General features: G+C 74.7%; 30 protein-coding genes. 21 read left to right on the plus strand and 9 right to left on the minus strand.

Annotation, left to right across the window (positions count from 1 at the left end; genetic code table 11):
* The 8 genes from ASF47_RS14270 to ASF47_RS14305 form a co-directional block, all read right to left on the minus strand.
* Positions 1–1,323: GAF domain-containing protein (locus ASF47_RS14270; protein WP_156697929.1), on the minus strand; the 1,323-nt coding region annotated here is incomplete at its 3' end.
* Positions 1,320–1,832 (minus strand): chemotaxis protein CheW, encoded by a 513-nt coding sequence (locus ASF47_RS14275; RefSeq protein WP_082500362.1) that lies wholly within the window; start codon positions 1,830–1,832, stop codon positions 1,320–1,322. The genes ASF47_RS14270 and ASF47_RS14275, both read right to left, overlap by 4 nt.
* Positions 1,829–4,132 (minus strand): chemotaxis protein CheA, encoded by a 2,304-nt coding sequence (locus tag ASF47_RS14280; RefSeq protein ID WP_056864718.1) that lies wholly within the window; start codon positions 4,130–4,132, stop codon positions 1,829–1,831. Before ASF47_RS14280 ends, ASF47_RS14275 begins: the two co-directional genes overlap by 4 nt.
* 84 nt (positions 4,133–4,216) lie before the next feature.
* Positions 4,217–4,486 (minus strand): carbon storage regulator CsrA, encoded by a 270-nt coding sequence (csrA, locus tag ASF47_RS22095; protein WP_056864719.1) that lies wholly within the window; start codon positions 4,484–4,486, stop codon positions 4,217–4,219.
* Positions 4,487–4,562: 76 nt separating this feature from the next.
* Entirely contained in the window at positions 4,563–4,979 is a 417-nt protein-coding gene (fliW, locus tag ASF47_RS14290) for a flagellar assembly protein FliW (RefSeq protein WP_056864720.1), read from the minus strand.
* A gap of 80 nt (positions 4,980–5,059) precedes the next feature.
* Complete coding sequence (flgL, locus tag ASF47_RS14295) at positions 5,060–5,947, minus strand: flagellar hook-associated protein FlgL (RefSeq protein ID WP_056864721.1); 888 nt, start codon at positions 5,945–5,947, stop codon at positions 5,060–5,062.
* A complete protein-coding gene (gene flgK / locus ASF47_RS14300; RefSeq protein WP_056864722.1) occupies positions 5,947–7,362 on the minus strand; it encodes a flagellar hook-associated protein FlgK in 1,416 nt (471 codons plus the stop codon). Before flgK ends, flgL begins: the two co-directional genes overlap by 1 nt.
* A 1-nt stretch (position 7,363) precedes the next feature.
* Positions 7,364–7,852: a flagellar protein FlgN gene (locus tag ASF47_RS14305; protein ID WP_235558763.1), complete on the minus strand. Its 489-nt coding sequence runs from the start codon at positions 7,850–7,852 to the stop codon at positions 7,364–7,366.
* Between the two features lie 263 nt (positions 7,853–8,115).
* Between ASF47_RS14305 and ASF47_RS14310 the strand changes: the two genes are divergently transcribed.
* From ASF47_RS14310 to ASF47_RS14335, 6 genes are all read left to right on the plus strand, one after another.
* Positions 8,116–9,018 carry a sigma-70 family RNA polymerase sigma factor gene (locus ASF47_RS14310; RefSeq protein ID WP_235557735.1) on the plus strand — a complete coding sequence of 301 codons (903 nt, stop codon included), beginning with the start codon at positions 8,116–8,118 and terminating at the stop codon, positions 9,016–9,018.
* A gap of 201 nt (positions 9,019–9,219) precedes the next feature.
* On the plus strand, positions 9,220–10,416 hold the full coding sequence (locus ASF47_RS22100) for a flagellin N-terminal helical domain-containing protein (protein WP_056864723.1): 1,197 nt from the start codon (positions 9,220–9,222) through the stop codon (positions 10,414–10,416).
* Positions 10,417–10,564: 148 nt separating this feature from the next.
* The gene (gene fliD / locus ASF47_RS14320; protein WP_056864724.1) at positions 10,565–11,899 is read left to right on the plus strand and encodes a flagellar filament capping protein FliD; all 1,335 of its coding nucleotides are present in this window, start codon (positions 10,565–10,567) and stop codon (positions 11,897–11,899) included.
* A gap of 99 nt (positions 11,900–11,998) precedes the next feature.
* The gene (gene fliS / locus ASF47_RS14325) at positions 11,999–12,376 is read left to right on the plus strand and encodes a flagellar export chaperone FliS (RefSeq protein ID WP_056864725.1); all 378 of its coding nucleotides are present in this window, start codon (positions 11,999–12,001) and stop codon (positions 12,374–12,376) included.
* A gap of 7 nt (positions 12,377–12,383) precedes the next feature.
* Positions 12,384–12,752, plus strand: a complete 369-nt coding sequence (locus tag ASF47_RS14330) for a hypothetical protein (protein WP_056864726.1) — start codon at positions 12,384–12,386, stop codon at positions 12,750–12,752.
* 200 nt (positions 12,753–12,952) lie between these two features.
* Positions 12,953–13,261: a hypothetical protein gene (locus ASF47_RS14335; protein WP_056864727.1), complete on the plus strand. Its 309-nt coding sequence runs from the start codon at positions 12,953–12,955 to the stop codon at positions 13,259–13,261.
* A 63-nt stretch (positions 13,262–13,324) separates the two neighbouring features.
* On the opposite strand, the gene ASF47_RS14340 is transcribed toward ASF47_RS14335, so the two are convergent.
* Complete coding sequence (locus ASF47_RS14340) at positions 13,325–14,374, minus strand: protein-glutamate methylesterase/protein-glutamine glutaminase (protein ID WP_056864728.1); 1,050 nt, start codon at positions 14,372–14,374, stop codon at positions 13,325–13,327.
* 163 nt (positions 14,375–14,537) lie between these two features.
* Here ASF47_RS14340 and ASF47_RS14345 point away from each other — a divergent pair, with 163 nt between their 5' ends.
* From ASF47_RS14345 to ASF47_RS14415, 15 genes are all read left to right on the plus strand, one after another.
* On the plus strand, positions 14,538–15,443 hold the full coding sequence (locus ASF47_RS14345; protein ID WP_235558764.1) for a CheR family methyltransferase: 906 nt from the start codon (positions 14,538–14,540) through the stop codon (positions 15,441–15,443).
* Entirely contained in the window at positions 15,431–15,814 is a 384-nt protein-coding gene (locus ASF47_RS14350; RefSeq protein ID WP_056864729.1) for a response regulator, read from the plus strand. Before ASF47_RS14345 ends, ASF47_RS14350 begins: the two co-directional genes overlap by 13 nt.
* On the plus strand, positions 15,811–16,332 hold the full coding sequence (locus ASF47_RS14355) for a chemotaxis protein CheX (protein ID WP_056864730.1): 522 nt from the start codon (positions 15,811–15,813) through the stop codon (positions 16,330–16,332). The genes ASF47_RS14350 and ASF47_RS14355 overlap by 4 nt, the downstream gene beginning before the upstream one ends.
* Complete coding sequence (locus tag ASF47_RS14360) at positions 16,329–16,700, plus strand: response regulator (protein WP_056864731.1); 372 nt, start codon at positions 16,329–16,331, stop codon at positions 16,698–16,700. The genes ASF47_RS14355 and ASF47_RS14360 overlap by 4 nt, the downstream gene beginning before the upstream one ends.
* Entirely contained in the window at positions 16,697–17,197 is a 501-nt protein-coding gene (locus tag ASF47_RS14365; protein ID WP_056864732.1) for a hypothetical protein, read from the plus strand. The genes ASF47_RS14360 and ASF47_RS14365 overlap by 4 nt, the downstream gene beginning before the upstream one ends.
* A 164-nt stretch (positions 17,198–17,361) precedes the next feature.
* Positions 17,362–17,757, plus strand: coding sequence for a flagellar basal body rod protein FlgB (gene flgB, locus ASF47_RS14370; protein WP_056864733.1), 396 nt, complete (start codon positions 17,362–17,364; stop codon positions 17,755–17,757).
* A complete protein-coding gene (locus ASF47_RS14375) occupies positions 17,757–18,149 on the plus strand; it encodes a flagellar basal body rod protein FlgC (RefSeq protein ID WP_056864734.1) in 393 nt (130 codons plus the stop codon). The genes flgB and ASF47_RS14375 overlap by 1 nt, the downstream gene beginning before the upstream one ends.
* On the plus strand, positions 18,149–18,490 hold the full coding sequence (gene fliE / locus ASF47_RS14380; protein WP_056864735.1) for a flagellar hook-basal body complex protein FliE: 342 nt from the start codon (positions 18,149–18,151) through the stop codon (positions 18,488–18,490). The genes ASF47_RS14375 and fliE overlap by 1 nt, the downstream gene beginning before the upstream one ends.
* A complete protein-coding gene (fliF, locus tag ASF47_RS14385; protein WP_056864736.1) occupies positions 18,487–20,064 on the plus strand; it encodes a flagellar basal-body MS-ring/collar protein FliF in 1,578 nt (525 codons plus the stop codon). Before fliE ends, fliF begins: the two co-directional genes overlap by 4 nt.
* The gene (gene fliG / locus ASF47_RS14390) at positions 20,064–21,089 is read left to right on the plus strand and encodes a flagellar motor switch protein FliG (RefSeq protein ID WP_056864737.1); all 1,026 of its coding nucleotides are present in this window, start codon (positions 20,064–20,066) and stop codon (positions 21,087–21,089) included. The genes fliF and fliG overlap by 1 nt, the downstream gene beginning before the upstream one ends.
* Entirely contained in the window at positions 21,073–21,783 is a 711-nt protein-coding gene (locus tag ASF47_RS14395) for a FliH/SctL family protein (RefSeq protein ID WP_056864738.1), read from the plus strand. Before fliG ends, ASF47_RS14395 begins: the two co-directional genes overlap by 17 nt.
* Positions 21,780–23,162, plus strand: a complete 1,383-nt coding sequence (locus tag ASF47_RS14400) for a FliI/YscN family ATPase (protein WP_082500363.1) — start codon at positions 21,780–21,782, stop codon at positions 23,160–23,162. The genes ASF47_RS14395 and ASF47_RS14400 overlap by 4 nt, the downstream gene beginning before the upstream one ends.
* Positions 23,159–23,680 carry a flagellar FliJ family protein gene (locus tag ASF47_RS14405; RefSeq protein WP_056864739.1) on the plus strand — a complete coding sequence of 174 codons (522 nt, stop codon included), beginning with the start codon at positions 23,159–23,161 and terminating at the stop codon, positions 23,678–23,680. Before ASF47_RS14400 ends, ASF47_RS14405 begins: the two co-directional genes overlap by 4 nt.
* Positions 23,677–24,657, plus strand: coding sequence for a transglycosylase SLT domain-containing protein (locus ASF47_RS14410; protein WP_235558765.1), 981 nt, complete (start codon positions 23,677–23,679; stop codon positions 24,655–24,657). The genes ASF47_RS14405 and ASF47_RS14410 overlap by 4 nt, the downstream gene beginning before the upstream one ends.
* Entirely contained in the window at positions 24,654–25,946 is a 1,293-nt protein-coding gene (locus ASF47_RS14415; protein ID WP_082500365.1) for a flagellar hook-length control protein FliK, read from the plus strand. Before ASF47_RS14410 ends, ASF47_RS14415 begins: the two co-directional genes overlap by 4 nt.
* Positions 25,947–25,950: the final 4 nt, after the last annotated feature.

Consider the following 25,950-nt stretch of genomic DNA (forward strand, 5'->3'; position numbering starts at 1 on the left):
GATGGAGGCGGAGACCTCGCCGGCGGAGCCGGTGGCCGAGGCGGCGCGATCGGAGGTGAGGGTGGCGCCGTCGCCCATGCCTTGGGAGAGGATGGTGAGCTGTTCGGCGGCGATCGCGAGGGAGTCGGCGGTGCGGCCGATGGCGATCATGGACTCGCGTTGGGCGGTGAGCAGGGTGGAGAGGCCGGCGGCGAGCTGGCCGATGGCGTCGGTGCCGGTGAGGGTGACCTCGCGGGTCAGGTCGCCGGCCGAGGCGGCGCGCACGACCTCGAGCACCTGCTCGACCCTGGCGGCCATCTCGGCGGCCCGGTCGCGCTCGACCTGCTCGGCGGAGAGCTTCTCGAGGGTCGAGGAGACCAGGCGGCCCACGTTGCGCAGCGCGTCGAGCCGCTGCGGCGAGGGCGAGAGGGTCTCGGTGGCGAAGAAGTCCATCGTGCCGACCACCTGGCCCGACTCGGTGACGGGGAAGCACACCCCCGACTTCACGCCCACCCGCTGGGCCACGGGGGCGCGCACGCAGTCGGTCATCTCACCCAGGTCGGGGGTGAAGAACAGGTCGCGACTGCGCCAGGCCCGCCCCGAGAGCCCCACACCCTCGGCGAAGGACGCCTCGAGGGTGACGGCACGGAACTCGGGTCCGGCGTCACCGGACTCGAGGGCGAACTTCAGCGTGCGGTCGGCCTCGTCGATCCTCCAGTAGGACCCGTAGGCCCACCCGAACTCCTCGCGCACGGCGTCGAGGGCCGTGCGCACGGCGTCGTCGACGCTCTGGGCGGCGGACAGACCGGCGAGCACCTTGTTGACCGCGCCGGCGTCGGCCATCGACTCGGCCAGCTCGCGCTCGCTGCGCAGCTTGTCGGTGATGTTCTCCCACGTCGCCATGGCCCCGACGTACTGGCCGTCCTCGTCGTGGATCGCGTGCACCTGCAGGTCGAGGGTCTCCGGGCCGACGCTGATGTGGGCCCGGCGCGGCAGCAGGCTGGGGTCGGCCAGGATCATCCGCTGGTAGGCGGGGTTCTTGTGGAAGATGTCGAGGTTGGCCCCGACGATCTGGTCGGGGCGGATCGGCAGCCAGTCGGCCAGGCGGACCAGGCCCTCCCGGGTCGCCTCGTTGACGTAGGTGATGGTGAAGTCGCGGTCGGCCAGCATGACCCGGCTCGGGATCGCGGCGAGCACGCCGGGCAGGCTCGCCAGGTCGACGCCGGCGCCGGGGGCCGGCGCCGTGGCGACCTCCTGCTGCGACACCACGCCCACGTGGGCGTGCGGGCTCTGACCGTGGGGGGCCTGGCCGTTCGGGCTGGGGGCGACGTCGAGCTCGGTCATGACGGGGTTCCTCCGGTGGTGAGGTGGGACGAGACGTCGACCGCGCGGTCGGCGTCGACGACGAGCAGGATGGAGCCGGCCAGGGGCAGCACGCCGGTGACGACGTCCTGCACACCGGGCGGCAGGTTGGCGGGTGTGGGCTGGAGCAGGTGGTCGTCGGTGTCGATGACGTCGCCGATGTCGTCGACGAGCAGCGAGACCACCTCGCCGCGGCTGCGGACGATGACGTTCATCGGCAGGTCCTCCCCTGCCCGCGGCGGCAGCCCGAGCCGGCAGCGCAGGTCGAGGGCGGTGACGATCTGCCCGCGCAGGTTGATCAGGCCGAGCACGGCGGCGGGTGCGCGCGGCACGACGGTGAGCTGCTGGTAGCGCAGCACCTCCTGGACGTGCTCGACGCTGATGCCGAGGAAGAGGCCGTCGACCCAGAAGGTGCACATCTGGCGGGTGGTCACGGTGTGCGCCGTGGCCGTCGTCGCGGCGGGCGCGGCGGCCGTGGTCGTCGCGGTCATCGGGCACCCACCAGCTCGCGGGCCCCGAGCACCGGCCGCACGACGGCGTCGAGGTCGACCAGGTCGGTGACCCGGTCCTGCACGACGGCGGAGCCGAGCACCCCGGGCCGACGGCCGACCTCGGTGAGGACGACGTGCTCCTCGACCACGTCGAGCACGCGGTCGATGACGATGCCGACGCGACGCCCCTCCTCCTCGTGCACCACCACGGAGAGCTGCTCCTCGGGCGGCGGCGACTCGGGCAGCCCGATGGCCGCGGCCAGGCGCACCAGCGGCAGGATGCCGTCGCGGTACTGCACGACCTCCACCGACCCGGAGCGCTCGACACGGTCGAGGTCGAACTCCTCCAGCCGGGAGACCGCGGTGAGCGGCAGCGCCGCCCGCCGGCCGTGGGAGACCTCCAGCACCAGCAGCGCCCGGCTGTCGGCCTCGTCGACGCGGGCGACCGGCTCGACGGTCTCGACCGAGGTGAGCGCGCGCTCGCGGGCGATGCCCCCGACGTCGAGGATCAGCGCCACCCGGCCGTCGCCCATGATCGTGGCGCCGGCGTACATGGCCAGCTGCTTGAGCTGACGCCCGATCGGCTTCACCACGATCTCCTGGGTGTCGTGCACGTCCTGGACGCACAGGCCGAAGCGGACGTCGTCGGACTGCACCACCACGACGGTGAGCGGGTCGGTGGCGGAGCGGACGCCGGCGCCGTCGCGGCCGAGGGTCTCGGACAGCGACACCAGCGGCAGCAGCCGCCCGCGCAGCCGCAGCACCGGCGCGCCGGCCAGCACCTCGACGTTGTCGCGCAGGTCCTGGCCCTCCAAGCGCACCAGCTCGACCAGGTTGGCCTGCGGGATGGCGTAGCGCTCGTCGGCCTCTCCGATGACGAGCGCGGGGATGATGGCCAGGGTCAGCGGGATCCGCACCCGGCAGGTCGTGCCGGAGCCGACCACCGAGAGCATGTCGACGCTGCCGCCGATGCGCTCGATGGAGGTGCGCACCACGTCCATGCCGACGCCGCGCCCCGAGACGTTGGTGACCTGCTCGGCGGTCGAGAAGCCGGGGCGGAAGATCAGGTGGAGCACGTCGCGGGGCTCCATGCGGGCCAGTTGCTCGCGGGTGACCACACCGCGCGAGACCGCGGCCGCGCCGATGACGGCGGGGTCGATGCCGCGACCGTCGTCGGAGATTTCCACGACCACCTGGCCGCTCTCGTGGAAGGCCCGCAGGTGCAGCCGCCCTGCGGCCGGCTTGCCCAGCGCGACCCGCTGCTCGGGGGGCTCCAGGCCGTGGTCGAGGGCGTTGCGCACGAGGTGGGTGAGCGGCCCGCGCAGGGCCTCGAGCAGCGAGCGGTCGAGTTCGGTGTCGTGCCCCTCCATCTCCAGGGCCACCTCGCGCCCGAGCAGGTGGGCCAGGTCGCGCACGATCCGCGGCATCTTCGACCAGACCTGGCCGATCGGCTGCATGCGGGTGCGCATGACGCTCTCCTGGAGCTCGCTGGCGACCAGGTCGAGGCGCTGCGCGGCGCGCACGAGCTCGGCGTCGCCGGCCGCGGCCGTCGTGGCGTCGGTGCGCTGCATGATCTGGTTGCGGGTCAGCACCAGCTCCCCCACCAGCTGCACCAGGCCGTCGAGCAGCTCGATGTCGACGCGCACCGAGGAGTCCACGACGCCGCGGGGCGCCGGGTCGGCGTCGGGGTCGAGCGGCTCCGCGACCGCGGCCGGCGCGGGTGCGGCTGCGGGCGCGGCTACGGGCGGCGCTGCGGCGACGGAGGGCGTGGCGGGTGCCGGCGCGGCGGGCGCCGGCTCCGCCGCCGCCGGTGCGGTGGGCGCGGGGTCGACGTACGACGGGGTGACGGGCTCGGGCGCGACCACGGCCTGGACCGGGGCGGGGTCCGGGGCCACGACCGGGGCGCTGCCGCCGGCGAGGACCCGCTCGAGCTCGGCCACGACCACCTGCACGTCGACGGCCGGGTCGAGGTCGGTGCCGGAGCGCTCGATGACCTCGAGCAGCGCCCGCACGGTGTCGACGGTGCGCAGCAGGACCTCGGTGACCTCGGTCGTCAGGTCCATCTTGCGGTCGCGCAGCCGGGAGAGGAGGTTCTCCCCCGCGTGGGTCAGCGCCTCGAGCCGGCCCAGGGCCAGAAAGCCGCTCGTGCCCTTGATGGTGTGGATCGTGCGGAAGATGCTCGAGAGCAGCTCGCGCGACCCGGGCTCCTGCTCGAGGGCGACCAGGTCGCGGTCGAGCTGGTCGAGGTTCTCGTGGCTCTCCACGAGGAACTCGGCCACGATCTCGGCGTCGTCATCCATGCCCGCCCCATCGGCGGGGCCGGGGGCGAACTGAGCGGTCGTCCGGTGCTCGTGGGCCGGCGGGCCGGGGTGGACCGGACCAGCTCAGGTGCGCTCGCGCGCCGCCGATCCGGGCGGGTTGGCCGGCCGACCGCGCAGGGCCTGCGCGAGGGAGGCCACGGCCTCCTCGCTGGGCGAGGCGGCGGCCTGGTTCGACGACTCGAGCTCGGCCAGCAGCTCGGCGCGGTTGACCGCCACCGAGCGGGGCGCGTCGATGCCGACCCGGACGACGTCGCCACGGACCTCGAGGATCGTGACGGTCACGTCGTCGCCGATGACGACGCTCTCGCCGACGCGGCGGCTCAGGACCAGCATGGGGCCACGCTACCCGCACCGGGGCGGGCCGGGCCGCAGGACGCCTCGGCCCGGGCTGCGGCGTCGCGCACGCGGCTCACGCGACGAGCGGGGTGCTGACCGAGAGCGAGGTGTCGTCGAGGATCACCTGGCACGCACGCCGGTTGACGGTGTTGACCAGCACCGGCGCGAGCAGGTTGGCGGTCGTGCCGGCCAGGGTCTGCGCCGGCGTCACCACCGCCAGCACCAGGACGTCGCCGGGCGCGTCGATGGCGAGGTCGGCCACCACCGCGTCGTCGACCTCGGGGGCGTAGTCGGGGAAGAACGCCTGCGGCGGCACGACCAGGAAGCGCAGCTCGGGGTCGTCGAGGGAGCGCAGCGCGCACAGCAGCCCGTCGTCGTCGAGCTGCACCAGCGCGAAGCGCTGCCGGTCGGGGAACCCCGGCATCGGGTGCACGAGCTCGATCACGGGGATGTCGAGCACCGCGGCGTCGGGGGCGGGCGCCTCGGGCATGGGGGTCCTCACGGTGACGGGCTGGGTGACGGGCTGGGTATCGGGCTGGCTCGTGGATCGGGTCGGAGCAACGGTGGCGATCATCGCAGGAAGTCCACCAGGCTCGGCTGCATGACGCGCGAGGTCGAGGCCAGCGCCGCCTGGTAGGCGACCTCCTGGAGCTTGAGGTCGACCATGGCCTTCGGCAGGTCGGTGTTCTCGATCTCCGACAGCGACGCCGACAGCGACACCACCTGGCCCTTCGCCGACTCCACCGCCCCCTCGATGCGGTTGTACGCCGCACCGACGCCGGCCTGCACCGTGGCGACCGTGGTGAGGCGGGTCGCGAGTGCGTCGAGACCCGCCCGCATGCCGGCCTCGTCGCCGCTGGTGAGGGCGGTCGAGAGGGCATCGAGCTCCGCGAAGAGCGACGTCGCCCCGTCGCCGAAGACGTCCGGGCCGGGCACGTCGACACGCACCTGCACGCCGGCCCCGACGGTGCGGTTGACCGCGCCCGGGGCGCCCACCCAGGAGCCGGTGGCGTCGTAGGCCGCGCCTCCCGCGGTGACCCCGCCGAAGACGGGGCGGCCCAGGTAGCCGGTGTTGGCGTCGGCGAGGGCCTGCTCGCGCAGCTGGTCGACCTCGGCGGCCAGCGCCGCACGGGCCGTGGGGCTGCTGCTGGCCGAGACGCCCTGGAGGGCGAGCTCGCGCGCGCGGCGTACGGAGTCGCTGACGCTGGAGAGGGTGGTGTCGGCGGCGCTGAGCCACCCGAGACCGTTCTCGGCGTTGCGCACGTACTGCTGCTGGTCGGCGATCGAGCCGCGGAAGCGCATGGCGGCGCCGGCCGCGGTCGGGGAGTCGGAGGCGCGGTTGACGACCTTGCCGGTCGACAGCTGCTCCTGGATCTTGGCCAGGCGGGTCAGGCTGCCCTGCAGCGAGCCGACCGACCGGTCGGCGAGCATCGACTGGGTGACGCGCGAGATGCCCATCAGCGCAGCAGCCCGGTGCGGTTGATCAGCGTGTCGAGCACCGAGTCGACGACGGTCATCACGCGGGCCGCCGCCTCGTAGGAACGCTGGGCCGAGAGCATGGAGACCATCTCCTCGTCGAGGTTGACGCCCGAGAGCTGCTCGCGGGCGGAGTCGACCTGTGCGGTGAGCAGCTGCTGGGTGGTGGCGAGCCGCTGCACCGAGGCGACCTCGGTGCCGAAGCCGGTGACCAGGCGCGCGTAGGCGCCCTCGGCGGCGCCGGCGGTGGCGAGCCGGTCGGCCTGGGTGCCGTCGAGCCCACCGCCCGCGGCGGCCGAGGCGGCGACGCCCGAGGCGGAGGTGACCGCGACGGCCAGGCTGCCGGCCGGGTCGGCGGGGTCGAAGGAGAAGAACGGCCCGCCCGCGGCGCCGCCCTGGTCGTAGCCGGCCTGGTGCAGCGCGTTGACCTCGCCGGCCAGCGTGGCCACGACCGCGCCGAGCCCGGCGGCGTAGGCCGGCAGCGTGGTGGTCAGCAGGTCGGCCACCGCGCCGGTCTCGCCCTTGAGGCCGGCCGGCACCGCCGTGGTGGTCGGCGCGGCCCCGCCGGTGGAGATCGAGAAGGTGACCGGCTGGCCGTCGTCGCCGCCGCCGGCCGTGACGCCGCTGGCGATCTGGAGGGTGTGGGCCGTGCCGCCCTCCACCAGCGGCACGCCGCCGAGGGAGACGTCGAAGCCGCCGTCGCTGCGCGGGCTCGCGGTGCCGCCGGTGAGCGAGGCCAGGCGCAGGGCCAGGGCGTCGCGCTGGTCGGCCAGGTCGGAGGTGTCCACGCCGTCGAGGGAGGCGGCGGCGAGGGCACGGTTGGTGGCGGCGAGCTCGGTGGCGGTGGTGTTGACGTCGGCGACGACCCCCTGGAGGCGCACCCGCTGGTCGGCCTGCTCGTCGGAGACCTGGCGGGCCTGGGCGTGCACGGAGTCGACCAGCGCGGTGGCGCGGGCCAGGACGACCTCACGGGCCGCCGCGCTGCCGGGGTCGTTGGCCAGGTCGTGCCAGCTGCTGCGGAAGGAGGTCAGCGCGGCCGAGACCCCGGAGTCGCCGGGCTCGCCGATGCCGCTCTCGACGCGCTGGAGGGTGGCCGAGCGCACGTCGAGGTAGGACTGGTTGGCGTTCTCCCGGCGTGAGCGCGCGTCCAGGAGGTCGTCGGTCATGCGGTCGACCGAGCGGGTCATCACGCCCGCGCCGACGCTTCCCGAGGCGCCCTCGTAGCGCGACCACATCGCCGGCACCGAGGCGCTGCCGATGGTCTCGCCGACGACGCGGCGCCGCGTGTAGCCCTCGGTGGTGGCGTTGGCGACGTTGTTGCTGGCGACGTCGAGGGCGACGCGCTGGTAGCGCAGCGCCGTGAGGGCGGTGTTGAGGGAGGACAACGAGCCGCTCACGTCAGATGCTCCGGTCGACCAGGCGCGCCGTGCCGCTCGCCGCGACGGCGGCGCCGGCCGGGGTGTAGCTGTGGGTGGAGTCGTCGAGGGAGAGCAGCGTCTCCCGGGCGGCGCGGTAGCCGCTGGTGATGAGGTCGCGGTTGGAGTCGGCCAGCTCGGTGACCTGGCGGGTCACCGAGACGAAGGCCTCGCGGTGGTCGAGCAGGATCGTGCGCCACGGCTCGTGGGTGGCCTCGGCCAGCGCCTTGAGGGAGGGGTTGTCGGGGCAGCCGACCTGGGCCGCCGCCTCGTCGGCGGCGACCGCGCGCAGCACCTCGGTCTCGCGCAGCACCTGCAGCGTCGCCTCGACCTCGCGGGCGGCCCGCATCAGCCACGCCGTGCGACCGCTCGCCAGGACCAGCTGCTCCACCTCGAGGCGGTAGAGCAGCGTGTCGAGCAGCTCACGCTCGCGCCACAGCGTGAGGGAGAGTCTCTCCACCGCGTCGACCACGTCATCGCCTCCCGGCACCGTGCGGGCCCGACCGGGGTGGTCGTGCCTCGTCGACGGAGCAGATCGGCGCAGGCGGCGACCACCTGAGCGGAACGACGGGACCAACCGGACGGATGAGTCCCTACCTCAGTCGATCGGCGACCCGGTATAGCCCCCTCGGGTCATTCGTGCCGGATCGCCTTTCAGACCCGTCCCCGGGACGGCAGGGTTCGAGCCGTCGCACGTCAGGGAGGGCGCGCGCCGCAGGACGAGGGGGGAACACCGTGAGCACTCACGACCACACGCAGGACCGGTCCGTCGACCAGGAGCAGGCGCTCCACGGTCTCGACACGCCCACGGGCACCGCCGACTCCGAGCAGATGATCGTCGACCACATGGGGCTCGTCGGCCACATCGTCCGCGAGACCATGAGCCGGGTGCCGAGCCACGTCAACCGCGACGACCTCCACTCCGCCGGCCTCACCGCGCTCGTCAAGGCCGCCCACGCCTTCGAGGCCGACCGCGGCGTCCCCTTCACGCGCTACGCCGCGAGCCGCGTGCGCGGAGCGATCCTCGACGAGCTGCGCCAGATCGACTGGGCCTCGCGCTCGGTGCGCCGCCGCGGTCGCGACCTCGACCAGGCCCGCACCCGCCTCGCCGCCACCCTCGGCCGCGTGCCCGACAACGCCGAGGTCGCCGCCTCGCTGGGCCTGAGCCTGGCCGAGGTCGAGAGCAACGACGGCGACGTCGCCCGCGCCAACGTCCTCTCCCTCCAGGGCGGCAGCGAGACCCCCTACGAGGAGATGCTCGTCAGCACCTCCCCCTCCCCCGAGGCCGCGGTCGAGCACCAGGAGCGCCTGGACTACCTCGCGGAGGCCATCGAGGAGCTGCCCGAGCGGCTCCAGGTCGTCGTGCGCGAGTACTTCCTCGCCGAGCGGCCCATGGCCGAGATCGCCGAGACCCTCGGCGTCACCGAGTCGCGGGTCTCCCAGATCCGCGCCGAGGCCCTCGTGCTGCTGCGCGACGCCCTCAACAGCGCCCTCGACCCCGAGCTGGTCACGCCCCACCCGCGCCCCGACGGCTGCGCCGCCCAGCGCCGCGCCGCCTACTTCCAGGCCGTCGCCGCCCGCCACGCCGCCACCCGCCAGCCGGCCCGCGTCACCGCCCGGCTCAGCGGCACCGCCTGAGCCCCGCGCTCCCGGCCCGCACCGGCCCGCGCCAGCCCGTCGTACGACGGAGCCGGCGGCGCCGCGGCGCGCCCACGCAGCGCCCCCACCGACCCGCCGAAAAAGATCGGCGAACCGCTCAGGCCCGGACCGTCCGGGCCGATCAGCACCCCGTGAGCCCATGGACGGGCTCCACGACTCGACACCCAGGAGGGACCCATCATGAGTCTTCGCATCAACCAGAACATCGACGCCATGAACTCGTACCGCAACCTGTCGGTCACGCAGGGCCAGATGTCCAAGTCGCTCGAGAAGCTCTCGAGCGGTTTCCGGATCAACCGGGCCGCCGACGACGCCGCCGGCCTCGCGATCTCGGAGGGCCTGCGCTCGCAGGTCGGTGGCCTCAAGGTCGCCTCGCGCAACGCCCAGGACGGCGTCTCGGTCGTGCAGACCGCTGAGGGCGCGCTCACCGAGACGCACTCGATCCTGCAGCGCATGCGCGACCTGGCCGTGCAGGCCTCCAACGACGGCGGTCTCAACACGGATGCCAAGAAGAACATCCAGGACGAGATGAGCCAGCTCAAGACGGAGATCACCCGGATCGCCGACACCACCGAGTTCAACGGCACCAAGCTCCTCGACGGCTCGTTCAACGGCAGCTTCCAGGTCGGCGCCAACAACACCGCCCAGGACCGCATCTCCGTGGACCTGGTCCGCACCAACGGCCTCAGCGCCTCGGGTCTGGGACTCTCCGGTCTCGACGTCACCGCGGTCGCCGCCAACGCGACCACCGGCACCAACACCACGGATGCCGAGAGCGGCACCGCCGGCGTCATGACCCTGGGCGCGGCGACCGACTACAGCGACGACGCCACCGCCGTGGCGGAGTTCAGCAAGCTCAACGGCACCGTGACGATCGGCAACAAGTCCCTCGACCTGAGCTCGGTCAAGTACGACACGGCCACGGACGCCGCCACCGCCCAGGCTGCGCTGCAGAGCGCCCTGGACAGCACCTTCGGGGCCGGCGCCGCCACCGCCGACGCCTCCGGTGGCGCGGGCATCGAGATCACCACGGCCTCCGTGACCGGCACCGCCGCCGAGGTGGCTGCGGCCGAGGCGTCCTTCAAGCCCGCATCGGGTGCCCAGGAGGCGATCAGCCTGCTCGACACCGCGATCAAGGACGTCTCCTCGGTGCGCTCGCAGCTGGGTGCCGCCCAGAACCGCTTCGAGCACACCATCAACAACCTCAACGTGGCCGTCGAGAACCTGTCGGCCTCCGAGAGCCGCATCCGCGACACCGACATGGCCCAGGAGATGATGAGCTTCACCCGCTCGCAGATCCTCTCCCAGGCCGGCACGGCGATGCTCGCCCAGGCCAACTCGGCCTCGCAGGGCGTGCTCAGCCTGCTGCGCGGCTGACGCACCCGCACCACCCGCGGGCTGAGCGCCCGCACGCCCGGACGGCCGGTGCGGGGTCGGCACACCCGACCCCGCACCGGACCCCGGCCCCGCACCAGCCGACACACCCGAGTCACCTGAGGCACCCGCACCGACCCGAGGAGGTCCCATGGCCACCAGCAGCATCAGCGGCCTGGCCTCGGGCCTCGACACAGCCACACTCGTCGACCAGTTCATGCAGCTCGAGGCGGCGCCGCAGACGCGGTTGAAGTCCAAGGTCACCACCGAGACCTCCCTGGCCAACCTGCTGCAGACGCTCAACACCAAGACCTCGGTGCTGGCCAGCAAGGCCGAGGCCCTCGCGAAGCCGACCGCCTGGACGCCGCTCACCGCCACGTCCAGCAACGCCGCGGTCTCGGTGACCGCCGGCGGCGGCGCCGGCCCGGCCACGCTGTCGGTCACCGTCACCGGGGTGGCCCGCAGCCACCAGCTCGGCTTCGCCCAGGCCCACGCCCTGACCGACCAGGTCACCGGGGCCTCCACGAGCGTGCGCCTCGACCGCTTCGACGGCTCCCCCGTCGACCTGGCCACCGACGGCACGCTGTCGGGCCTGGCCCGGGCGATCAACGACCCCGCCCACGCCACCGGCCTCGCCGCGAGCCTGGTCAAGGTCGCCGACGGCTCCTACCAGCTGCTCGTGGAGTCGACCGCCACGGGCGCCGCGCAGGACTTCACGCTCACCGGCTCCGACGGCGCGGCCCTGCTCGGCGGCGCCACGGTGCGCGCCGGCAGCGACGCCTCGATCGACCTCGGCGCCGGCATCGTCGTCACCTCGACGACCAACACCTTCACCGACGTGCTGCCCGGCGTCACCCTCACCCTCGGCGCCGCGGCCGCCACCGGCACGACCTCCTCGGTCGCCCTGACCCGCGACACCTCGAAGCTGGCGACGTCGGTCAAGGACCTGGTCGACACCGTGAACTCGCTGCTGGCCGACATCGACGCCCAGACGTCCTACAACACCGCTACCAAGACCTCCGGCGCCCTCGCCGGCGACGCCACCGTGCGCAGCCTGCGCTCGGCGCTGCTCGACGCCGTCTACCCCAGCGACGGCACCTCGCTGGCCTCGCTCGGCATCCAGGTGTCGCGCACCGGCACCCTGACCTTCGACCAGAGCGCCTTCACCCAGGCCTACGCCGCCGACCCGGCCGGGGTCGCCGAGCGCTTCTCCACCGCCGGCGACGGGTTCGCCGCCCGGGTCGCGACCGTCTCCAAGGGCGCCAGCAACAGCACCACCGGCACCCTGACCGCCGCCATCACGGGGCGCCGCGCCGGCATCGAGCGGCTCCAGGACGGCATCGAGGCGTGGGACACCCGCCTCGAGCTGCGGCGTACGACGCTCCAGCGCCAGTTCACCGCCCTCGAGACCGCGCTGGGCCAGATGAGCAGCCAGTCCAGCTGGCTGGCCGGCCAGATCTCCTCGCTGCCCTCGAGCTCCTCGTGACCCGCGCGTGCGCCACCTCCTGCACCACCACCGGCACCACCCCCGGCACGACGCCGGGGTCCGACCCGACATCGACCAGCAGCCAAGGAAGGCACTGAGATGATCAACGCCCGCAGCACCTACATGGACGCCTCCATCGCCACCGCGAGCCCCGCCCGCCTGCTGGTGATGCTCTACGAGCGCCTCGTGCTCGACGTCACCCGCGGTCTCGACGCCCAGCGCGCCGGCGACGTGCAGACGGCGCACCAGCAGCTGCTGCACGCCCAGGACATCGTCCTCGAGCTGCGCTCCAGCCTGCGCACCGAGGAGTGGGACGGCGGCCCCGGCCTCGCCTCGATCTACGACTTCCTCCACACCCAGCTCGTCCGCGCCAACGTGAGCAAGGACAGCACCGTCACCGAGAGCTGCCTGGCCCTGGTCACCGACCTGTGCCAGACCTGGCGCGCGGCGGCCCTGCAGGCCGCGTCGGTGGCCTGAGCCGGCCATGCCCTACGACGCCGGACCCGTGCTCGGCGGCGCGCGCCGCACGCTGCGGCCGCGCGACCCCGACGCCGACCTGAAGTCGTGGCAGATCGAGCTCGACCGCGTCGAGCTCGACGTCATGCGCGCCGAGCGCGGCCTGGCCCACGGCACCGTCCTGCAGACCGACCCGTGGCACGTGCCCGACGACCACGGTCCGCTGCCCGAGGCCCTGCGCCAGCGGGCCGAGGAGATCCACGCCCGCCAGCAGGTCGTGCTCGCCGCGATCGCCGAGACCCTGGGTCGCACGCTGCGCCAGCAGGCCGTCGCCACCGCCCTGGACCGCTCCTCGGCGCGCCACAGCGGCCCCGTCTACGTCGACGTCTCGGCCTGAGCCGCCGGCCTCCGGCCCACCAGACCACTCTCCTCCCCCCGCCGTCGCCCGGCGTCCCCGTCCAGGGGGCGCCGGGTGTCGTGCGTCCGGGCGAAGCCGCTCGTGACGCCGCCCCAGCACCTAGTCTTCGACGTGGGCGGCCACAGGGCCGCGCCGACGCCCCCGTCGGACCGGCCGCACCCCAGGAGACGCACCCCACCATGACCCACCGCCTCGCAGCAGCACTGCTCAGCACCGCCCTGCTCACCGCCGGGACCGCCGTGGTCGCCCCTGGCGCCCACGCGGACTCCCCCGGGTGCGTGACCCGCAAGGAGTTCAGGAAGGTCGGGGAGGGCATGGGCATGAAGAAGGTCCACGCCGTCTTCGACACCGCGGGGCGACGCGTGGCCAAGGACAGCCAGGACGGTCTGACGATCGAGACGCGCCGCTACTCGACCTGCTCCGGTGACGGCGGGGTCGGCGTCCTCTTCCGCAACGGTCGGCTGAGCAGCAAGTCGGGGTCCTTCTGATGCTCGGCACCAATACGTCCGCCCGAGCCTGCTGACCCGGCACGACCAGAGGTCGCGCGGAGCTCAGGGAGCGGGGGTCAGGGCGCGGCCGGCGAGACCGGTCAGGGCGCCGGCGATCCGGTCGAGCGGGAGCACCTCGTGGGCGAGGCCCGCGCCGGCGACGGCGCCCGGCATGCCCCAGACCACCGAGGTGGCCTCGTCCTGCACCACCACGCGGCCGCCGGCGTCGACGACCGCGCGTGCGCCCTCGAGGGCGTCCTGGCCCATGCCGGTGAGCACCAGGCCGAGCACGCCGGGGCCGTGGACGCCCGCGGCGCTGCGGAAGAGCGGGTCGGCGGCGGGTCGGCAGAAGTTCTCCCGCGGGCCCTGGTCGAGCTGCGCGCGCACCGAGGCCGCGCGTCGCACCAGGGTCAGGTGGTGGTCGCCGGGGGCGATCAGCACCAGCCCGGGGCGCGGCTGGTCGCCGTCGGCGGCCTCGCGCACCTCCAGCGGCGAGACCCGGTCGAGGCGCTGCGCGAACTGGGTGGTGAACACCGGGGGCATGTGCTGGGTGACCAGCACCGGCAGCGGGAAGGCGGCCGGCAGCGCCGCGAGCACCCGGGAGAGGGCGTCGGGCCCACCGGTCGAGCAGGCCACGACGAGCACCTGCGGCGGCGCGGCGGCGCGCGGCGCGGCGCGGCGTACGACGGGGACGGCGGCGACCATGCGGCGGGCGCCGACCAGGGCCTTGAGGCGCGGCACGAGGTCCTCGCGCACGCGCGCCATCGACTCCCCCACGTTGCCGGCCCCGGTGGGCTTGGCGACGTAGTCGGACGCGCCGTTGGACAGCGCCTGCAGCGTCGCGGCGGCCCCGCGCTCGGTGAGCGTGCTGAACATGACGACCGGCAGCCGGGGGTGGTTGCGGTGGATGACCTCGACCGCGCCGATGCCGTCGAGACGGGGCATCTCCACGTCGAGGGTGACCGCGTCGGGGGCCAGCTCGTCGACCTTCTCGATCGCCTCGAGGCCGTCGACGGCAGTGCCGACCACCTCGATGTCGGGATCGGCGGCCAGCACCGTGGTGATGAGGCGGCGCAGCACGGCGGAGTCGTCGACGACCAGGACCCGGATCACGCAGGGACGATCGGCCGGAGCGCCCCCGCCCTGAGCAGTACGCCGCTCCCGCGGGGCCGATCCGACGCGCGGGACCCCCGCGGGGGTGGGTGGTCCGGTCCGGCGGGGGCAAAAGTGCGGCCGACCGCTCAGGTGCGGGGCCCGCGCGGTCGATGGGTGCGGCGTGATCTCCGAGTCCAGCTTCGCCTACGTCGCCGACCTGCTGCGGCGCGAGACGGCCATGCTCTGCGACCCGGGCAAGGAGTACCTCGTCGAGGCGAGGCTGCTGCCGCTCGCCCGGTCCGCCGGCGACGCCGACGTCGACCGCTACGTGGTCCGGCTCCGCACCGGGCCCGACGCCGTCGCCGAGCGCGCCCGCGCCGTCGACGCCCTGACCATCAACGAGACCTCGTGGTTCCGCGACCTCGCGCCCTACCAGGCCTTCACCGACGTGATGCTGCCCCACCTGCTCCAGGCGCGGGCCACGACCCGTCACCTGGAGATCTGGTCGGCCGCGTGCTCGAGCGGGCAGGAGGCCTACAGCCTCGCGATGCTGCTCGACGAGTCGCTGCCGCCGGGCTGGACCTGGCGCATCCACGCCACCGACGTCTCCCCGACCATGCTGGAGCGGGTGCGCGCGGGCCGCTACAGCCAGGTCGAGATGAACCGCGGCATGCCCGCCACCCGGCTGGTGCGCTACTTCTCCCGGGTCGGCAGCGAGTGGGAGGTCGGCGCCGAGCTGCGCTCCCACGTCACCACGGCCCCGCTCAACCTCGCCGCGGCCTTCCCGCCGATGCCGGTCTTCGACGTGGTCTTCCTGCGCAACGTGCTCATCTACTTCGACCTCGACACCAAGCGCGACATCCTGCGCCGGGTCAGCCCCCGCGTCGCCGCCGACGGCTACCTGCTGCTCGGGTCCTCCGAGACCACCCTCGACCTCGACGACGCCTGGGTGCGCGAGCCGGCGGGCCGCGTCGCGCTCCACCGCCCGCGCTCCACCGCACGCCGCGCGGCGCCCGCCGCCGCTGCGTCCAGTCCTGCCTCCGCCCTGTCCACCGCACTCCCAGGAGCCCGCGCATGCACGCCCTGATCATCGACGACTCCCGCACGATGCGGACGATCCTGCGCCGGATCGTGACCGAGCTGGGCTTCGAGACCACCGAGGCCGGCAACGGCCAGGAGGCGCTCGACGCCCTCGAGGCCGGGCTCGAGCCCGAGCTGTGCCTCATCGACTGGAACATGCCGCTCATGGACGGCTACACCTTCGTCACCCGGGTGCGCGCCGACCCGCGCTGGCGCAACGTGACGCTGATGATGGTCACCACCGAGTCCGAGCACGGCCAGATCGTGCGGGCGCTCGCCGCCGGGGCCCACGAGTACGTCATCAAGCCCTTCACCCCCGACGCCATCGTCGAGAAGCTCGAGCTGCTCGGCCTGGTCGTGCAGGAGGTGCCGGCGTGATCGCCGCCGTCGAGCCCGAGATCGGCGACGTCTACGCCGTCGTCGAGGAGGTCTGGTCGACCTTCCTCGGCACCGACGAGCCGATCCTGCCCGAGGTGGCCCCGGTCGACCGCCCGCAGGAGTGGACGGCCATGACGACCGTCGGCGGAGCCTGGGAGGGCGCGGTGCTCGTCGCCGTCACCGACCGCCTCGCCCGCGACGTCGCCGCGGCGATGCTCGCCCTCGACCCCGCCGACCTCGCCCCCGAGGACGTCAGCGACGCGCTCGGCGAGCTGGTCAACGTGATCGGCGGCAACGTCAAGAGCCTCATGCCCGGGCCGAGCACCCTCTCGCTGCCGCTGGTGGCCAGCGGCGCCGTGCCGGCCTCCCACCAGCGCCGCGAGGTCTGCCGCCTCGACCTGAGCTGGCGGCGCCAGTCGCTCTGCGTCTCCGTCTGCGTGCCCACCGGCGCGAGCCCCGACCCCGGTCCCACCCCCGACTCCAGCACCAGCACCAGCACCTCCGAGGAGACCCGATGAAGATCCTGGTCGTCGACGACAGCCGCGTGATGCGGCAGATCGTCATCCGCACCCTGCGCCAGGCCGGCCACGGGGGCCACGACGTCGTGGAGGCCGAGAACGGCCGCGACGGCCTGGAGAAGGTGCGCGCGGAGGCACCCGACCTGGTGCTCTCGGACTGGAACATGCCCGAGATGACCGGCATCGACTTCCTCGACGCGCTGCGCGCCGGCGGCAGCGCCGTGCCCTTCGGCTTCGTCACCTCCGAGGGCTCCCCCGACATGCGGGCGCGCGCGGAGGCGTCGGGGGCCGCCTTCCTCATCGCCAAGCCCTTCACCCCCGAGGCGTTCGACGCCGCGCTCGCCCCCGTCGTCGGAGCCCTGCCGTGACCGCGGCGACCACCGGCCCGCCCACGCACCTGCCGGGCCCCAAGGAGGTCCGCGACCTGCTCGGCGACCTGGTCGACAAGCAGGTCGACCTGCGCCCCGGCCCGCCCTTCGCGGTGAGCGCCTACTACCCCGCGAGCGTCGCGAGCTACGTCGACGACTCCCTGGTGGTGCGCGCGGTCGTCGCGTGCGACCTGCCCCTCTCGGCGTACGCCGGGGCCGCGCTGGCCCTCGTGCCGCCCGGGGCCGCGGCCACCGCCATCGAGGAGGGCCGGCTGTCGGCGTCGATCGCGGAGGCGCTGGGCGAGGTCTTCAACGTCATGGCCTCGCTCTTCAACGCCCCCGGCTCGGCCCACCTGCGCCTCTACGCCAGCGTGCCCGCCGGGCAGGCCCTCCCGGCCGACGCCCGCGCGCGGACGCAGGTGCTGGGCCGGCGGGGCGACTTCGTCGTCGACGTCGCCGGCTACGGCACGGGGCGTCTCGCGGTCGTCCTGACCTGAGTCGCGCCACCCGTCTGCACCACCCGTCCGGACCACCTGGGAAGCGGTCCGGACTTTTCCTCAGGTCCCCCCGGAGGGGACCGATCAGACCCCGCGAGCAGGGACTGCTCGCTCGCCCTCGCCGACGGACCGGCACTGACTCGCCTCACAGCGGGAGGTTCACCGTGTCCGTACCGTCCTACGCCTCCGTCGACTCCGTGTCGTCGGTGCTGGGCTTCGCCCTCGACGGCCTGGCCCTGCGCCAGCGCACCATCGCCGACAACCTCGCCAACGTCGACACCCCCGACTTCCGGGCCACCTCCGTCGACTTCGAGAGCACGCTGGCCGCCGCCATCTCCGGGGCCGGCGGCGGTGCCGACGCCGACGCGGCGATCACCGGACGCCTGGCGGGCGCCGTGCCGTCGATGGTCGCCACCGACACCCCGGTGGGCGCCAACGGCAACAACGTCGACCTGCGCAAGGAGACGCTGGCCGCGATGCAGTCGCAGTTCCAGTACCAGATGGTCGCCCGTGCGGTCACCGACCGCTTCGAGCTCGTGCGCACCGCGGCAGGTGCCTGATGGGCGCCTTCGACGTGCTGCGCATCGCCGGCTCCGGCCTGGGCATGCACCAGACGTGGCTCGACGCGCTGGCCTCCAACATCGCCAACGCCAACACGGTGGTCTCCACCGACCAGACCGCCTTCCAGGCGCAGCTGGTCATGGCCGGCGCCCGGCAGGACGGCGGCGTCGACGTCACCGGCATCGCCCTCAGCGACCCCGAGGGGATGCTCGTGCACGACCCCGACCACCCGCTGGCGGACGCCGAGGGCTACGTGCGCGCCCCCGCCATGGACATGAGCGCCCAGATGAGCGAGCTGATCATGGCCCAGCGCGGCTTCCAGGCCTCGGCGCAGGTCACCAAGTTCGCCCAGGACACCTACTCCACCGCCATCGGCATCGGGAGCCGTTGATGAGCGTCAGCGGGATCGAGTCCCTCGGCGCCGCCGGCTTCACGCCGTACGTCGCCCCCACGGTCGCCCCCAGCGCCGCGCCCGCCCCCACCGGCACCTCGGCCGCGGGCGGTGCCGGCAGCGACTTCGGCCGCATGGTCGTCGACGGCCTCGACCGCCTCGACGCCACCCAGCGCACCGCCGACGGCATGGCCGTGCAGGCCGCCACCGGGCAGCTGGAGAACCTCCACGACTACACGATCGCGGCCACGCAGGCCCAGGTCACCACGCAGGTCACCGTGGCCGTGCGCAACAAGGCCGTCGAGGCCTTCACCGAGATCATGCGGATGCAGGTCGGATGAAGGACACGATCACCCGGACGCTGGGCGGTTGGCGCCAGTCGTTCGCCGGCTTCACCGCGGGCCAGAAGGTCGTCGCGATCGTCGGCACCCTGGCCCTGCTGCTGGGCGGCTTCCTGGTCTTCCGCTGGGCCTCGGCCCCGACCTACTCGCCCCTCTACTCCGACCTCTCGGCCAGCGACGCCTCGGCCGTGGTGGAGCAGCTCGACTCGCAGGGTGTGCCCTACGAGCTCGCCGACGGCGGCGCGACGGTCATGGTGCCGCGCGACGCGGTCTACAAGGCCCGCATCGACCTCTCCGGCGAGGGCCTGCCCTCCGAGAGCGACGGCGGCTACTCCATCCTCGACGACAACGGCCTGTCGACCTCGGAGTTCCAGGAGCAGACCGACTACAAGCGGGCCATGGAGGGCGAGCTCTCGGCCACCATCGAGGGCATCGACGAGGTCGACACCGCCGTGGTCCACCTGGCCATGCCGGCCAAGGACGTCTTCGCCGACGAGCAGGACCCGCCCACCGCCTCCGTGCTCGTCGAGACCGGCGCCGGCACCCGCCTGGGTGCCCAGCAGGTGCAGGCCATCGTGCACCTGGTCGCCTCCAGCGTGGAGGGCCTCGACCCCGCCGACGTGACCGTGAGCGACACCGAGGGCCTGCTCTCGGGCGCCGACGGCACCGGCGTCGACGCCACGACCCGCAACCAGGAGATCGAGGCCCGCCAGGAGGAGCTGCGCCAGGACATCCAGGCCACCCTCGACCGCGTCGTGGGCCCCGGCAACTCCACCGTGCAGGTCGCCGTCGACCTCGACTTCGACAAGCGCACCACCCAGACCACCACCTTCACCCCGGAGGAGGACAACCCCGCGACGTCCTCCTCCACCAGCACCGAGACCTACGCCGGACCGGGCTCGCCCACCGGCGGCGCGGAGGGTGTGGTCGGCCCCGACGGGCAGATGGACACCGGAGCCACGGGCGGCTCGGCGGACTCGTCGTACGAGAAGGAGGTCACGACCACCGACCGTGCCGTCGGCAGCACCGTCGAGCACGTCGAGTCCACCCCGGGCTCGGTGGAGTCGATGCACGTCGGCGTCGTGCTGGACACCAACAGCACCCAGGCGATCTCCACCGCCGACGTGCGCGGCCTCGTCGAGGACGCGGTCGGTCTCGACCAGGCCGCCGGCGACTCGGTGCGCGTGGTGACCATGCCCTTCGACCGCACCGCCGAGGAGGCAGCCGCCGCCGAGCTGGAGGCCGCCGCCGCCGCCGACGCCAGCGCCGCGCGCAACGACCTGATCCGCAAGGTCGGCCTGGCCCTGCTGGTCGCCCTGGTGCTGCTGCTGGCCGTGCTCAAGGGCCGCAAGCGCGCCAAGCAGCGCGAGCAGGCCACGACCTACGTCGTGGAGCAGCTGCGCGAGCAGTCCGCCGCACGCCAGCTCACCGAGCCCGTGCCCGCCGCCCTGGCGCTGGAGGAGTCCGAGCGCAGCGAGGAGAACGACATGCGTGACGAGCTCAACGCGCTCATCGAGCGCCAGCCCGAGGACGTCGCCGCGCTGCTGCGCGGCTGGCTGACGGAGCGCGGCTGATGGGCGGCGCACTGGCCAGCACCCTGGCCGGCGTGGGGGCCCGCAAGGCCGCCGTGCTGCTCGTGCAGATGGGCAAGACCCGCGCGGCGACCGTGCTCAGCCACCTCGAGGAGCACGAGGTCGAGGCCATCACCGCCGAGATCGCCCGGCTCGACTCGATCTCCGCGGCCGAGTCGGAGGCCGTCCTGGTGGAGTTCCGCGACACCATGACCGCCCGCGAGCACATCAGCCGCGGGGGCCTGGCCTTCGCCCAGCAGGTGCTCGAGCAGTCGATGGGCTCCGAGCGCGCGGCGCAGATCATCGAGCGGCTCCACGCCGCCGCGGTGCAGATGCCCTTCCAGTTCCTGCACCAGGCCGACCCCGCGCAGCTGCGCTCCTTCATCGTCGACGAGCACCCGCAGGTCATCGCCCTGGTGCTGGCCCACATGACCGCCGACAAGGCCTCGCTGCTGCTCTCGGGGCTGCCCCCGGAGCAGCAGGCCCAGGTCGCCCACCGCATCGCGGTGATGGACCGCACCTCCCCCGACATCGTCCGGGCCGTCGAGGCCACCCTGGAGCGCAAGCTCTCCTCGATGCTGCAGCCCACCGACATGTCGCGCGTCGGCGGCCTCGACCCGCTGGTCAACATCATCAACGCCTCCGACCGCTCCACCGAGCGCCAGATCGTCGAGGGCCTCGAGGTGCTCGACGCCGCGCTGGCCGACGAGGTCAAGAGCCGGATGTTCATGTTCGAGGACGTCGTGCACCTCGACGACCGCTCCGTGCAGCAGGTGCTGCGCCAGGTCGACACCGCCCAGCTGGCGCTCGCGCTCAAGGGCGTCGCCGACGCCGTGCGCGACAAGATCACCCGCAACCTCTCCAGCCGTGCCGCCGAGGGCCTGGTCGAGGAGATCGAGCTGCTCGGCCCGGTGCGCCTGACGCAGGTCGAGGAGGCGCAGCAGGGCGTCATCCGCACGATCCGCCAGCTCGAGGAGCGCGGCGAGATCATGGTGCGGCGAGGGGGCGACGTTGAGTTCGTCGACTGAGGCCCTGCTGCGCGGGGCCCCCGCCGAGGCCGCCACGGTCGCGGCCACCCCCGAGCTGCGTGACGGCTCCTGGACCCGCCTCGGCGGGAGCAGCGTGCTCGGCGACCTGGTCACCGAGCAGGCGCTGGCCGGGCTGGCCGAGAGCACCCGCACCGCCGCCCGCGCCCAGGGCTACGCCATTGGCTGGGCCGAGGGGCGCCGCGAGGCGGCCGCCGAGGCCGCCGCCGTCGCCGCGCGGGCCGAGCAGGAGCGCGTGGCCGCCGAGACCCGCCGCGAGGCCGAGCACCGCGCCGCGCTCGCCGGGCTCGAGCGCGCCGCGAGCGCCCTGCAGCGCACGGGCGCCACGGTGGCCGCCGAGCTCGAGGAGCAGGCCCTGCGCCTGGCCCGCGAGCTGACCCGGGAGCTGGTCGGCCACGAGCTGCGCACCTCCCCCGACCCCGCCGCCGACGTCGTGCGGCGCGCGCTGGTCGTGCTGCCCTCCGGCGTGCCGGTCACCGTGCGCCTGCACCCCGAGGTCGCCGCCAGCACCGTGGCCGCCGACCTCGCCGGCCTGGCCGGCCCGGCCGGCCAGCAGCTCACCGTCGTGCCCGACGCCGGGCTCGAGCGCGACGACGCCGTCGTCGAGACCGCCGAGCAGGTCGTCGACCTGCGCGTCGGCGCCGCCCTCCAGCGCGTCGCGGAGGCCCTGCGATGAGCGCCGTCACGACCTCCCCCGTCGCGCACCCCGTCGCGCCGCCCGCCGGCGCCACGTCGCTGCGCGAGCGCCTCGACCGCGGCCGCGCCGGGGCCCTGCGCGCCGCCGCACCGCTGCGGCTGGGCCGGGTCAGCGAGACCGTGGGCCTGCACCTGCGCGTGGTCGGCCTGCGCGGCGCCGTGGGCGACCTGCTCGAGGTGCGCCCCGCCGACCGTGCGCCCGTGCTGGTCGAGGTGGCCGCCAGCTCCACCGAGGGGCTGGTCTGCCTGCCGCTGGGCCGCACCGCCGGCATCGAGGTCGGTGCGCCGGTGCACCACACCGGCGGGCCGCTGCGGGTGCGCGTCGGCGACGCCCTGCGCGGGCGGGTGCTCGACGGCCTCGGCCGCCCCGTCGACGGCGGGCCGGCGCTCGACACCCTCCCCGGGCTGGCGCTGGTCGACGTCGACCACGCGGCCCCCGACGCGCTCTCGCGACCGCGGATCGACCGGCAGCTCGGCCTCGGCGTACGCGCCCTGGACACGCTGGTGCCCTGCGGCCTGGGCCAGCGCCTGGGCATCATGGCCGGCTCCGGGGTCGGCAAGTCGAGCCTGCTGTCGATGATCGCCCGCGGCACCGACGCCGAGGTCTCGGTGATCGCGCTGATCGGCGAGCGCGGCCGCGAGGTCCGCGAGTTCATCGAGAACGACCTCGGCCCCGAGGGCCTGGCCCGCTCGGTGGTGGTCGTCGCGACCTCCGACGCCCCGCCCGTCGAGCGGCTGCGCGCCGCCTTCGTCGCCACCCGCATCGCGGAGTCCTTCCGCGAGGCCGGCCGCCACGTCGTGCTGATGATGGACAGCCTGACCCGCGTGGCCATGGCCCAGCGCGAGATCGGGCTCTCGGCCGGCGAGCCGCCCGCCACCCGCGGCTACCCGCCCAGCGTCTTCGCCCTGCTCCCGCGCCTGCTCGAGCGGGCCGGCACGGCCCCCGGCGGCTCCATCACCGGGCTCTACACCGTGCTGGTGGAGGGCGACGACCTCCAGGACCCCATCGGCGACACCGCGCGCTCGATCCTCGACGGCCACGTCGTGCTCACCCGGCGCCTGGCCACCGCCGGGCACTTCCCCAGCATCGACGTGCTCGAGTCGATCTCGCGCACCACCGGCGCCGTCACCGGCCCGGCCCAGCGTGCCGACGCCGTGGCCCTGCGCCGCATGCTGGCCGCCCACCGCGACGTGCGCGAGCTGGTGGAGATCGGCGCCTACGTCGCCGGCACCGACCCCGACGCCGACGCCGCCCTGGCGCGGATGCCCCGCATCGAGGCCTTCCTGCGCCAGGACATGGAGGACAGCACCCCGCTGCCCGAGGCCTGGTCCCGACTCCAGGAGCTGGTGGCGCCGTGAGCCGCACCGTCCACGACCCCGGGCTGCGCGCCGTCGCCCGCGTGCGCGGCGTGCGCGAGCGCGACAGCCGCCTCGGCCTCCAGACCGCCCTGCGTGAGCAGCGCGCCCACGAGCTGCGCGTGGCCGAGCTCGAGCAGGCCGTGCGCGACCACGCCGGCTTCGTCTCCGGCGACCTCGCGGAGTTCGTGGCGCTGCGCCAGTCGCTGGCCGCGCTGCGCCACGCCGCGGTCGAGGCCCGCTCCGACCTCGACACCTCCCGCCGCCTGGCCCTGGACGCCGGCGCCTGGTGGCGCGCCGACAAGGCCCGCCTCGGCGCCGTGGAGGGCCTGCTGGAGCGGCGCGCCGACGAGCGCGCCGCCGAGACCGCCCGCGGCGAGGCCGTCGAGCTCGACGAGGTCGCCGGCCGGCTGTGGCTGCGCGCCGAGCAGGCCGCGCAGGCCGGCGAGCCCGGCACCGCCAGCACCGCCAGCACCGCCAGCACCGCCAGCACCGCCACCACCGGGAGGGCCGCGTCGTGAGCGTCAGCGAGATCACCTCCCGCATCGCCCAGATCCAGTCGCAGCTCGCCCTGCTCGGCCCGTCGCAGAGCAGCGGCAGCGCCTTCGCGGCGAGCCTCAGCGCGGCCTCCTCCGCGGCGGGCGCCTCGGCCACCGGCGCCGCGGGGTCCGGCTCGTCGTCCGGCGGCGGCTCGGCCCTGGCCGCCGACGTCATCGCCGAGGCCAAGAAGTACGTCGGCATGCCCTACGTCTGGGGCGGCAGCAGCCCGGCCGCGGGCGGCATGGACTGCTCGGGGCTGGTGCAGTACGTCTACGGCAAGTTCGGCGTCGACCTGCCCCGGGTCTCGGCCGACCAGGCCCGCGCCGGGCAGCCGGTGGCCTCGATGGCCGAGGCCCGCCCCGGCGACCTCATCGCCTGGGACAACTCCAGCCGCAACAACGGCGCCGACCACATCGCCATCTACCTCGGCGGCGGCAAGATGCTCGAGGCACCGCGCACCGGCCTCGACATCCGCATCGTCGACGTGCCGAGCACGCCCGACTACATCCGCCGGGTCCTGCCCGACGCCCCCGTCGGGGCGGCCGGGGCCCCCGCGGCCGCGGGCAGCAGCCGGGTCAGCGGCGTCCCCTTCAGCGACCTCTTCAACGCCGCGGGCCAACGCTACGGCGTCGACCCCGTGCTGCTGGCCTCGGTGGCCCGCCAGGAGTCGGGCTTCGACCCGAGGGCGGTCAGCCCCGCCGGCGCACAGGGCCTCATGCAGCTCATGCCCGGCACCGCCGACGGCCTCGGCGTCACGAACTCCTTCGACCCCGCGCAGGCCGTCGACGGCGCCGCCCGGCTGCTGCGCGACCTGCTCGACCGCTTCGGGCGCACCGACCTGGCCCTCGCCGGCTACAACGCCGGCCCCGGCGCGGTGCTGCGCTACGACGGCATCCCGCCCTACCCCGAGACGCAGCACTACGTGCGCTCGGTCATGGCCATGGTGCGTGCCGCATGAGCGTGATGCCCCAGGGCGCCGCCCTGCCCGCCACGGCCCGCGCCGCCTCCCGCCCCGGTACGCCGACCAGCGCCACGACGCCCGGCCCGGCCGGCGCGGGCGCGGTCGACGGCGCCGCCTCCGGCGGGGGCTTCGCCGCCCTCGTCGCCGGCCTCGTCGACGCCATGGCCGACCACGACGGCGGCGGGCCCGGTGCGCCCGGGACCGCCACCGCGGCAGGTCCTGCCACGGGCGCCGGCCCCGACAGCGGCAGCGAGGGCGAGACCGACGGCGAGGCCGGGGCCGAGCAGGCAGGCACCCTGGCCGTGGTCGACCCCACCGCGGTGCTCCTCGCCGCCCTGCCGCTGCCGCAGCAGCCCGGGGCCACCGGGCAGCAGGCGGCGACCGCCGGGGCCGGGACGACCACCGGCTTGAGCATCGGCTCGAGCACCGACGGGTCCGCCCCCACCGAGCTCACCGCCCCCACCGCCCCCGAGGCGCCCGCCGCCGCCGGGCCGCAGCAGCACGGGGCCCAGCAGCACGGGGCGGAGACCGCGGCCGCGGACCCGGCGCAGACCGGACCGCAGGACATGGTGTCCACCCGCGCCGACCGGGCCCTGCAGCCGGGACAGGGAGGGGCGGACCTCGCGGCGCTCGACGGCGCGTCACCCGCCACCGCCCCGGACGCCGCGGGAGCCACGGGCGCCGCGGCCGCGCCGGCCGGCACGACGCCGGCCCCGCCGACCCGCCAGGTGACCAGCCAGGTGACCGGCCAGGTCTTCCCCGAGGTGGTGCGGCTCGCGCAGACCCAGGCCGGCCCGGGGCAGCGCACCACCCAGCACCTCACCCTGCGTCTCGACCCCGGCACGCTGGGCGAGGTGCGGGTGACGCTGAGCATGGGCGAGCACGGCCTGCGGGTGCGGATGGTGGCGGCCCACGAGGGCGCGCGCGACGCCCTGCAGCAGGGCGCGCCCGAGCTCCAGCGGCTGCTCGAGCACCTCGGCGAGACCCGTGTGAGCGTGCGCGACGCCGCCGGTGCGCCGGCAGCCGCGGCAGCCACCCCCGGGGGCACGAGCGCGCAGGACGCGCGCGGCGACGCCCCCGGCTCCTGGTCGGGCTCCGACCACACCGACTCCGGAGAGCGTCCCTCGGGCGACGCGAGCCGGCAGCAGGAACGGCAGGCACGGACGTCTGCCGACCACATCGCCAGGGATGGCACCACGAGACCGGCCCACCCAGGATCCCTGGGAGCCGGCTCAGCCGACCCGCAGACGTCAGGGGCCCGTCGGGCCCTCGACGTCAGCATGTGAGGAG

This window comes from Nocardioides sp. Leaf285 (genome assembly GCF_001422955.1).
In the GTDB taxonomy this organism is placed as follows: domain Bacteria; phylum Actinomycetota; class Actinomycetes; order Propionibacteriales; family Nocardioidaceae; genus Nocardioides; species Nocardioides kribbensis.

What these genes read in the sequence shown, in the direction of transcription:
- ASF47_RS14275 (WP_082500362.1), bottom strand. Translation starts at nt 1,832, where the DNA reads ATGACCGCGACGACCACGGCCGCCGCGCCCGCCGCGACGACGGCCACG.
- ASF47_RS14280 (WP_056864718.1), bottom strand. Translation starts at nt 4,132, where the DNA reads ATGGATGACGACGCCGAGATCGTGGCCGAGTTCCTCGTGGAGAGCCAC.
- csrA (WP_056864719.1), bottom strand. Translation starts at nt 4,486, where the DNA reads ATGCTGGTCCTGAGCCGCCGCGTCGGCGAGAGCGTCGTCATCGGCGAC.
- fliW (WP_056864720.1), bottom strand. Translation starts at nt 4,979, where the DNA reads ATGCCCGAGGCGCCCGCCCCCGACGCCGCGGTGCTCGACATCCCCGTG.
- flgL (WP_056864721.1), bottom strand. Translation starts at nt 5,947, where the DNA reads ATGGGCATCTCGCGCGTCACCCAGTCGATGCTCGCCGACCGGTCGGTC.
- ASF47_RS22100 (WP_056864723.1), top strand. Translation starts at nt 9,220, where the DNA reads ATGAGTCTTCGCATCAACCAGAACATCGACGCCATGAACTCGTACCGC.
- fliD (WP_056864724.1), top strand. Translation starts at nt 10,565, where the DNA reads ATGGCCACCAGCAGCATCAGCGGCCTGGCCTCGGGCCTCGACACAGCC.
- fliS (WP_056864725.1), top strand. Translation starts at nt 11,999, where the DNA reads ATGATCAACGCCCGCAGCACCTACATGGACGCCTCCATCGCCACCGCG.
- ASF47_RS14330 (WP_056864726.1), top strand. Translation starts at nt 12,384, where the DNA reads ATGCCCTACGACGCCGGACCCGTGCTCGGCGGCGCGCGCCGCACGCTG.
- ASF47_RS14335 (WP_056864727.1), top strand. Translation starts at nt 12,953, where the DNA reads ATGACCCACCGCCTCGCAGCAGCACTGCTCAGCACCGCCCTGCTCACC.
- ASF47_RS14350 (WP_056864729.1), top strand. Translation starts at nt 15,431, where the DNA reads ATGCACGCCCTGATCATCGACGACTCCCGCACGATGCGGACGATCCTG.
- ASF47_RS14360 (WP_056864731.1), top strand. Translation starts at nt 16,329, where the DNA reads ATGAAGATCCTGGTCGTCGACGACAGCCGCGTGATGCGGCAGATCGTC.
- ASF47_RS14375 (WP_056864734.1), top strand. Translation starts at nt 17,757, where the DNA reads ATGGGCGCCTTCGACGTGCTGCGCATCGCCGGCTCCGGCCTGGGCATG.
- fliE (WP_056864735.1), top strand. Translation starts at nt 18,149, where the DNA reads ATGAGCGTCAGCGGGATCGAGTCCCTCGGCGCCGCCGGCTTCACGCCG.
- fliF (WP_056864736.1), top strand. Translation starts at nt 18,487, where the DNA reads ATGAAGGACACGATCACCCGGACGCTGGGCGGTTGGCGCCAGTCGTTC.
- fliG (WP_056864737.1), top strand. Translation starts at nt 20,064, where the DNA reads ATGGGCGGCGCACTGGCCAGCACCCTGGCCGGCGTGGGGGCCCGCAAG.
- ASF47_RS14400 (WP_082500363.1), top strand. Translation starts at nt 21,780, where the DNA reads ATGAGCGCCGTCACGACCTCCCCCGTCGCGCACCCCGTCGCGCCGCCC.
- ASF47_RS14415 (WP_082500365.1), top strand. Translation starts at nt 24,654, where the DNA reads ATGAGCGTGATGCCCCAGGGCGCCGCCCTGCCCGCCACGGCCCGCGCC.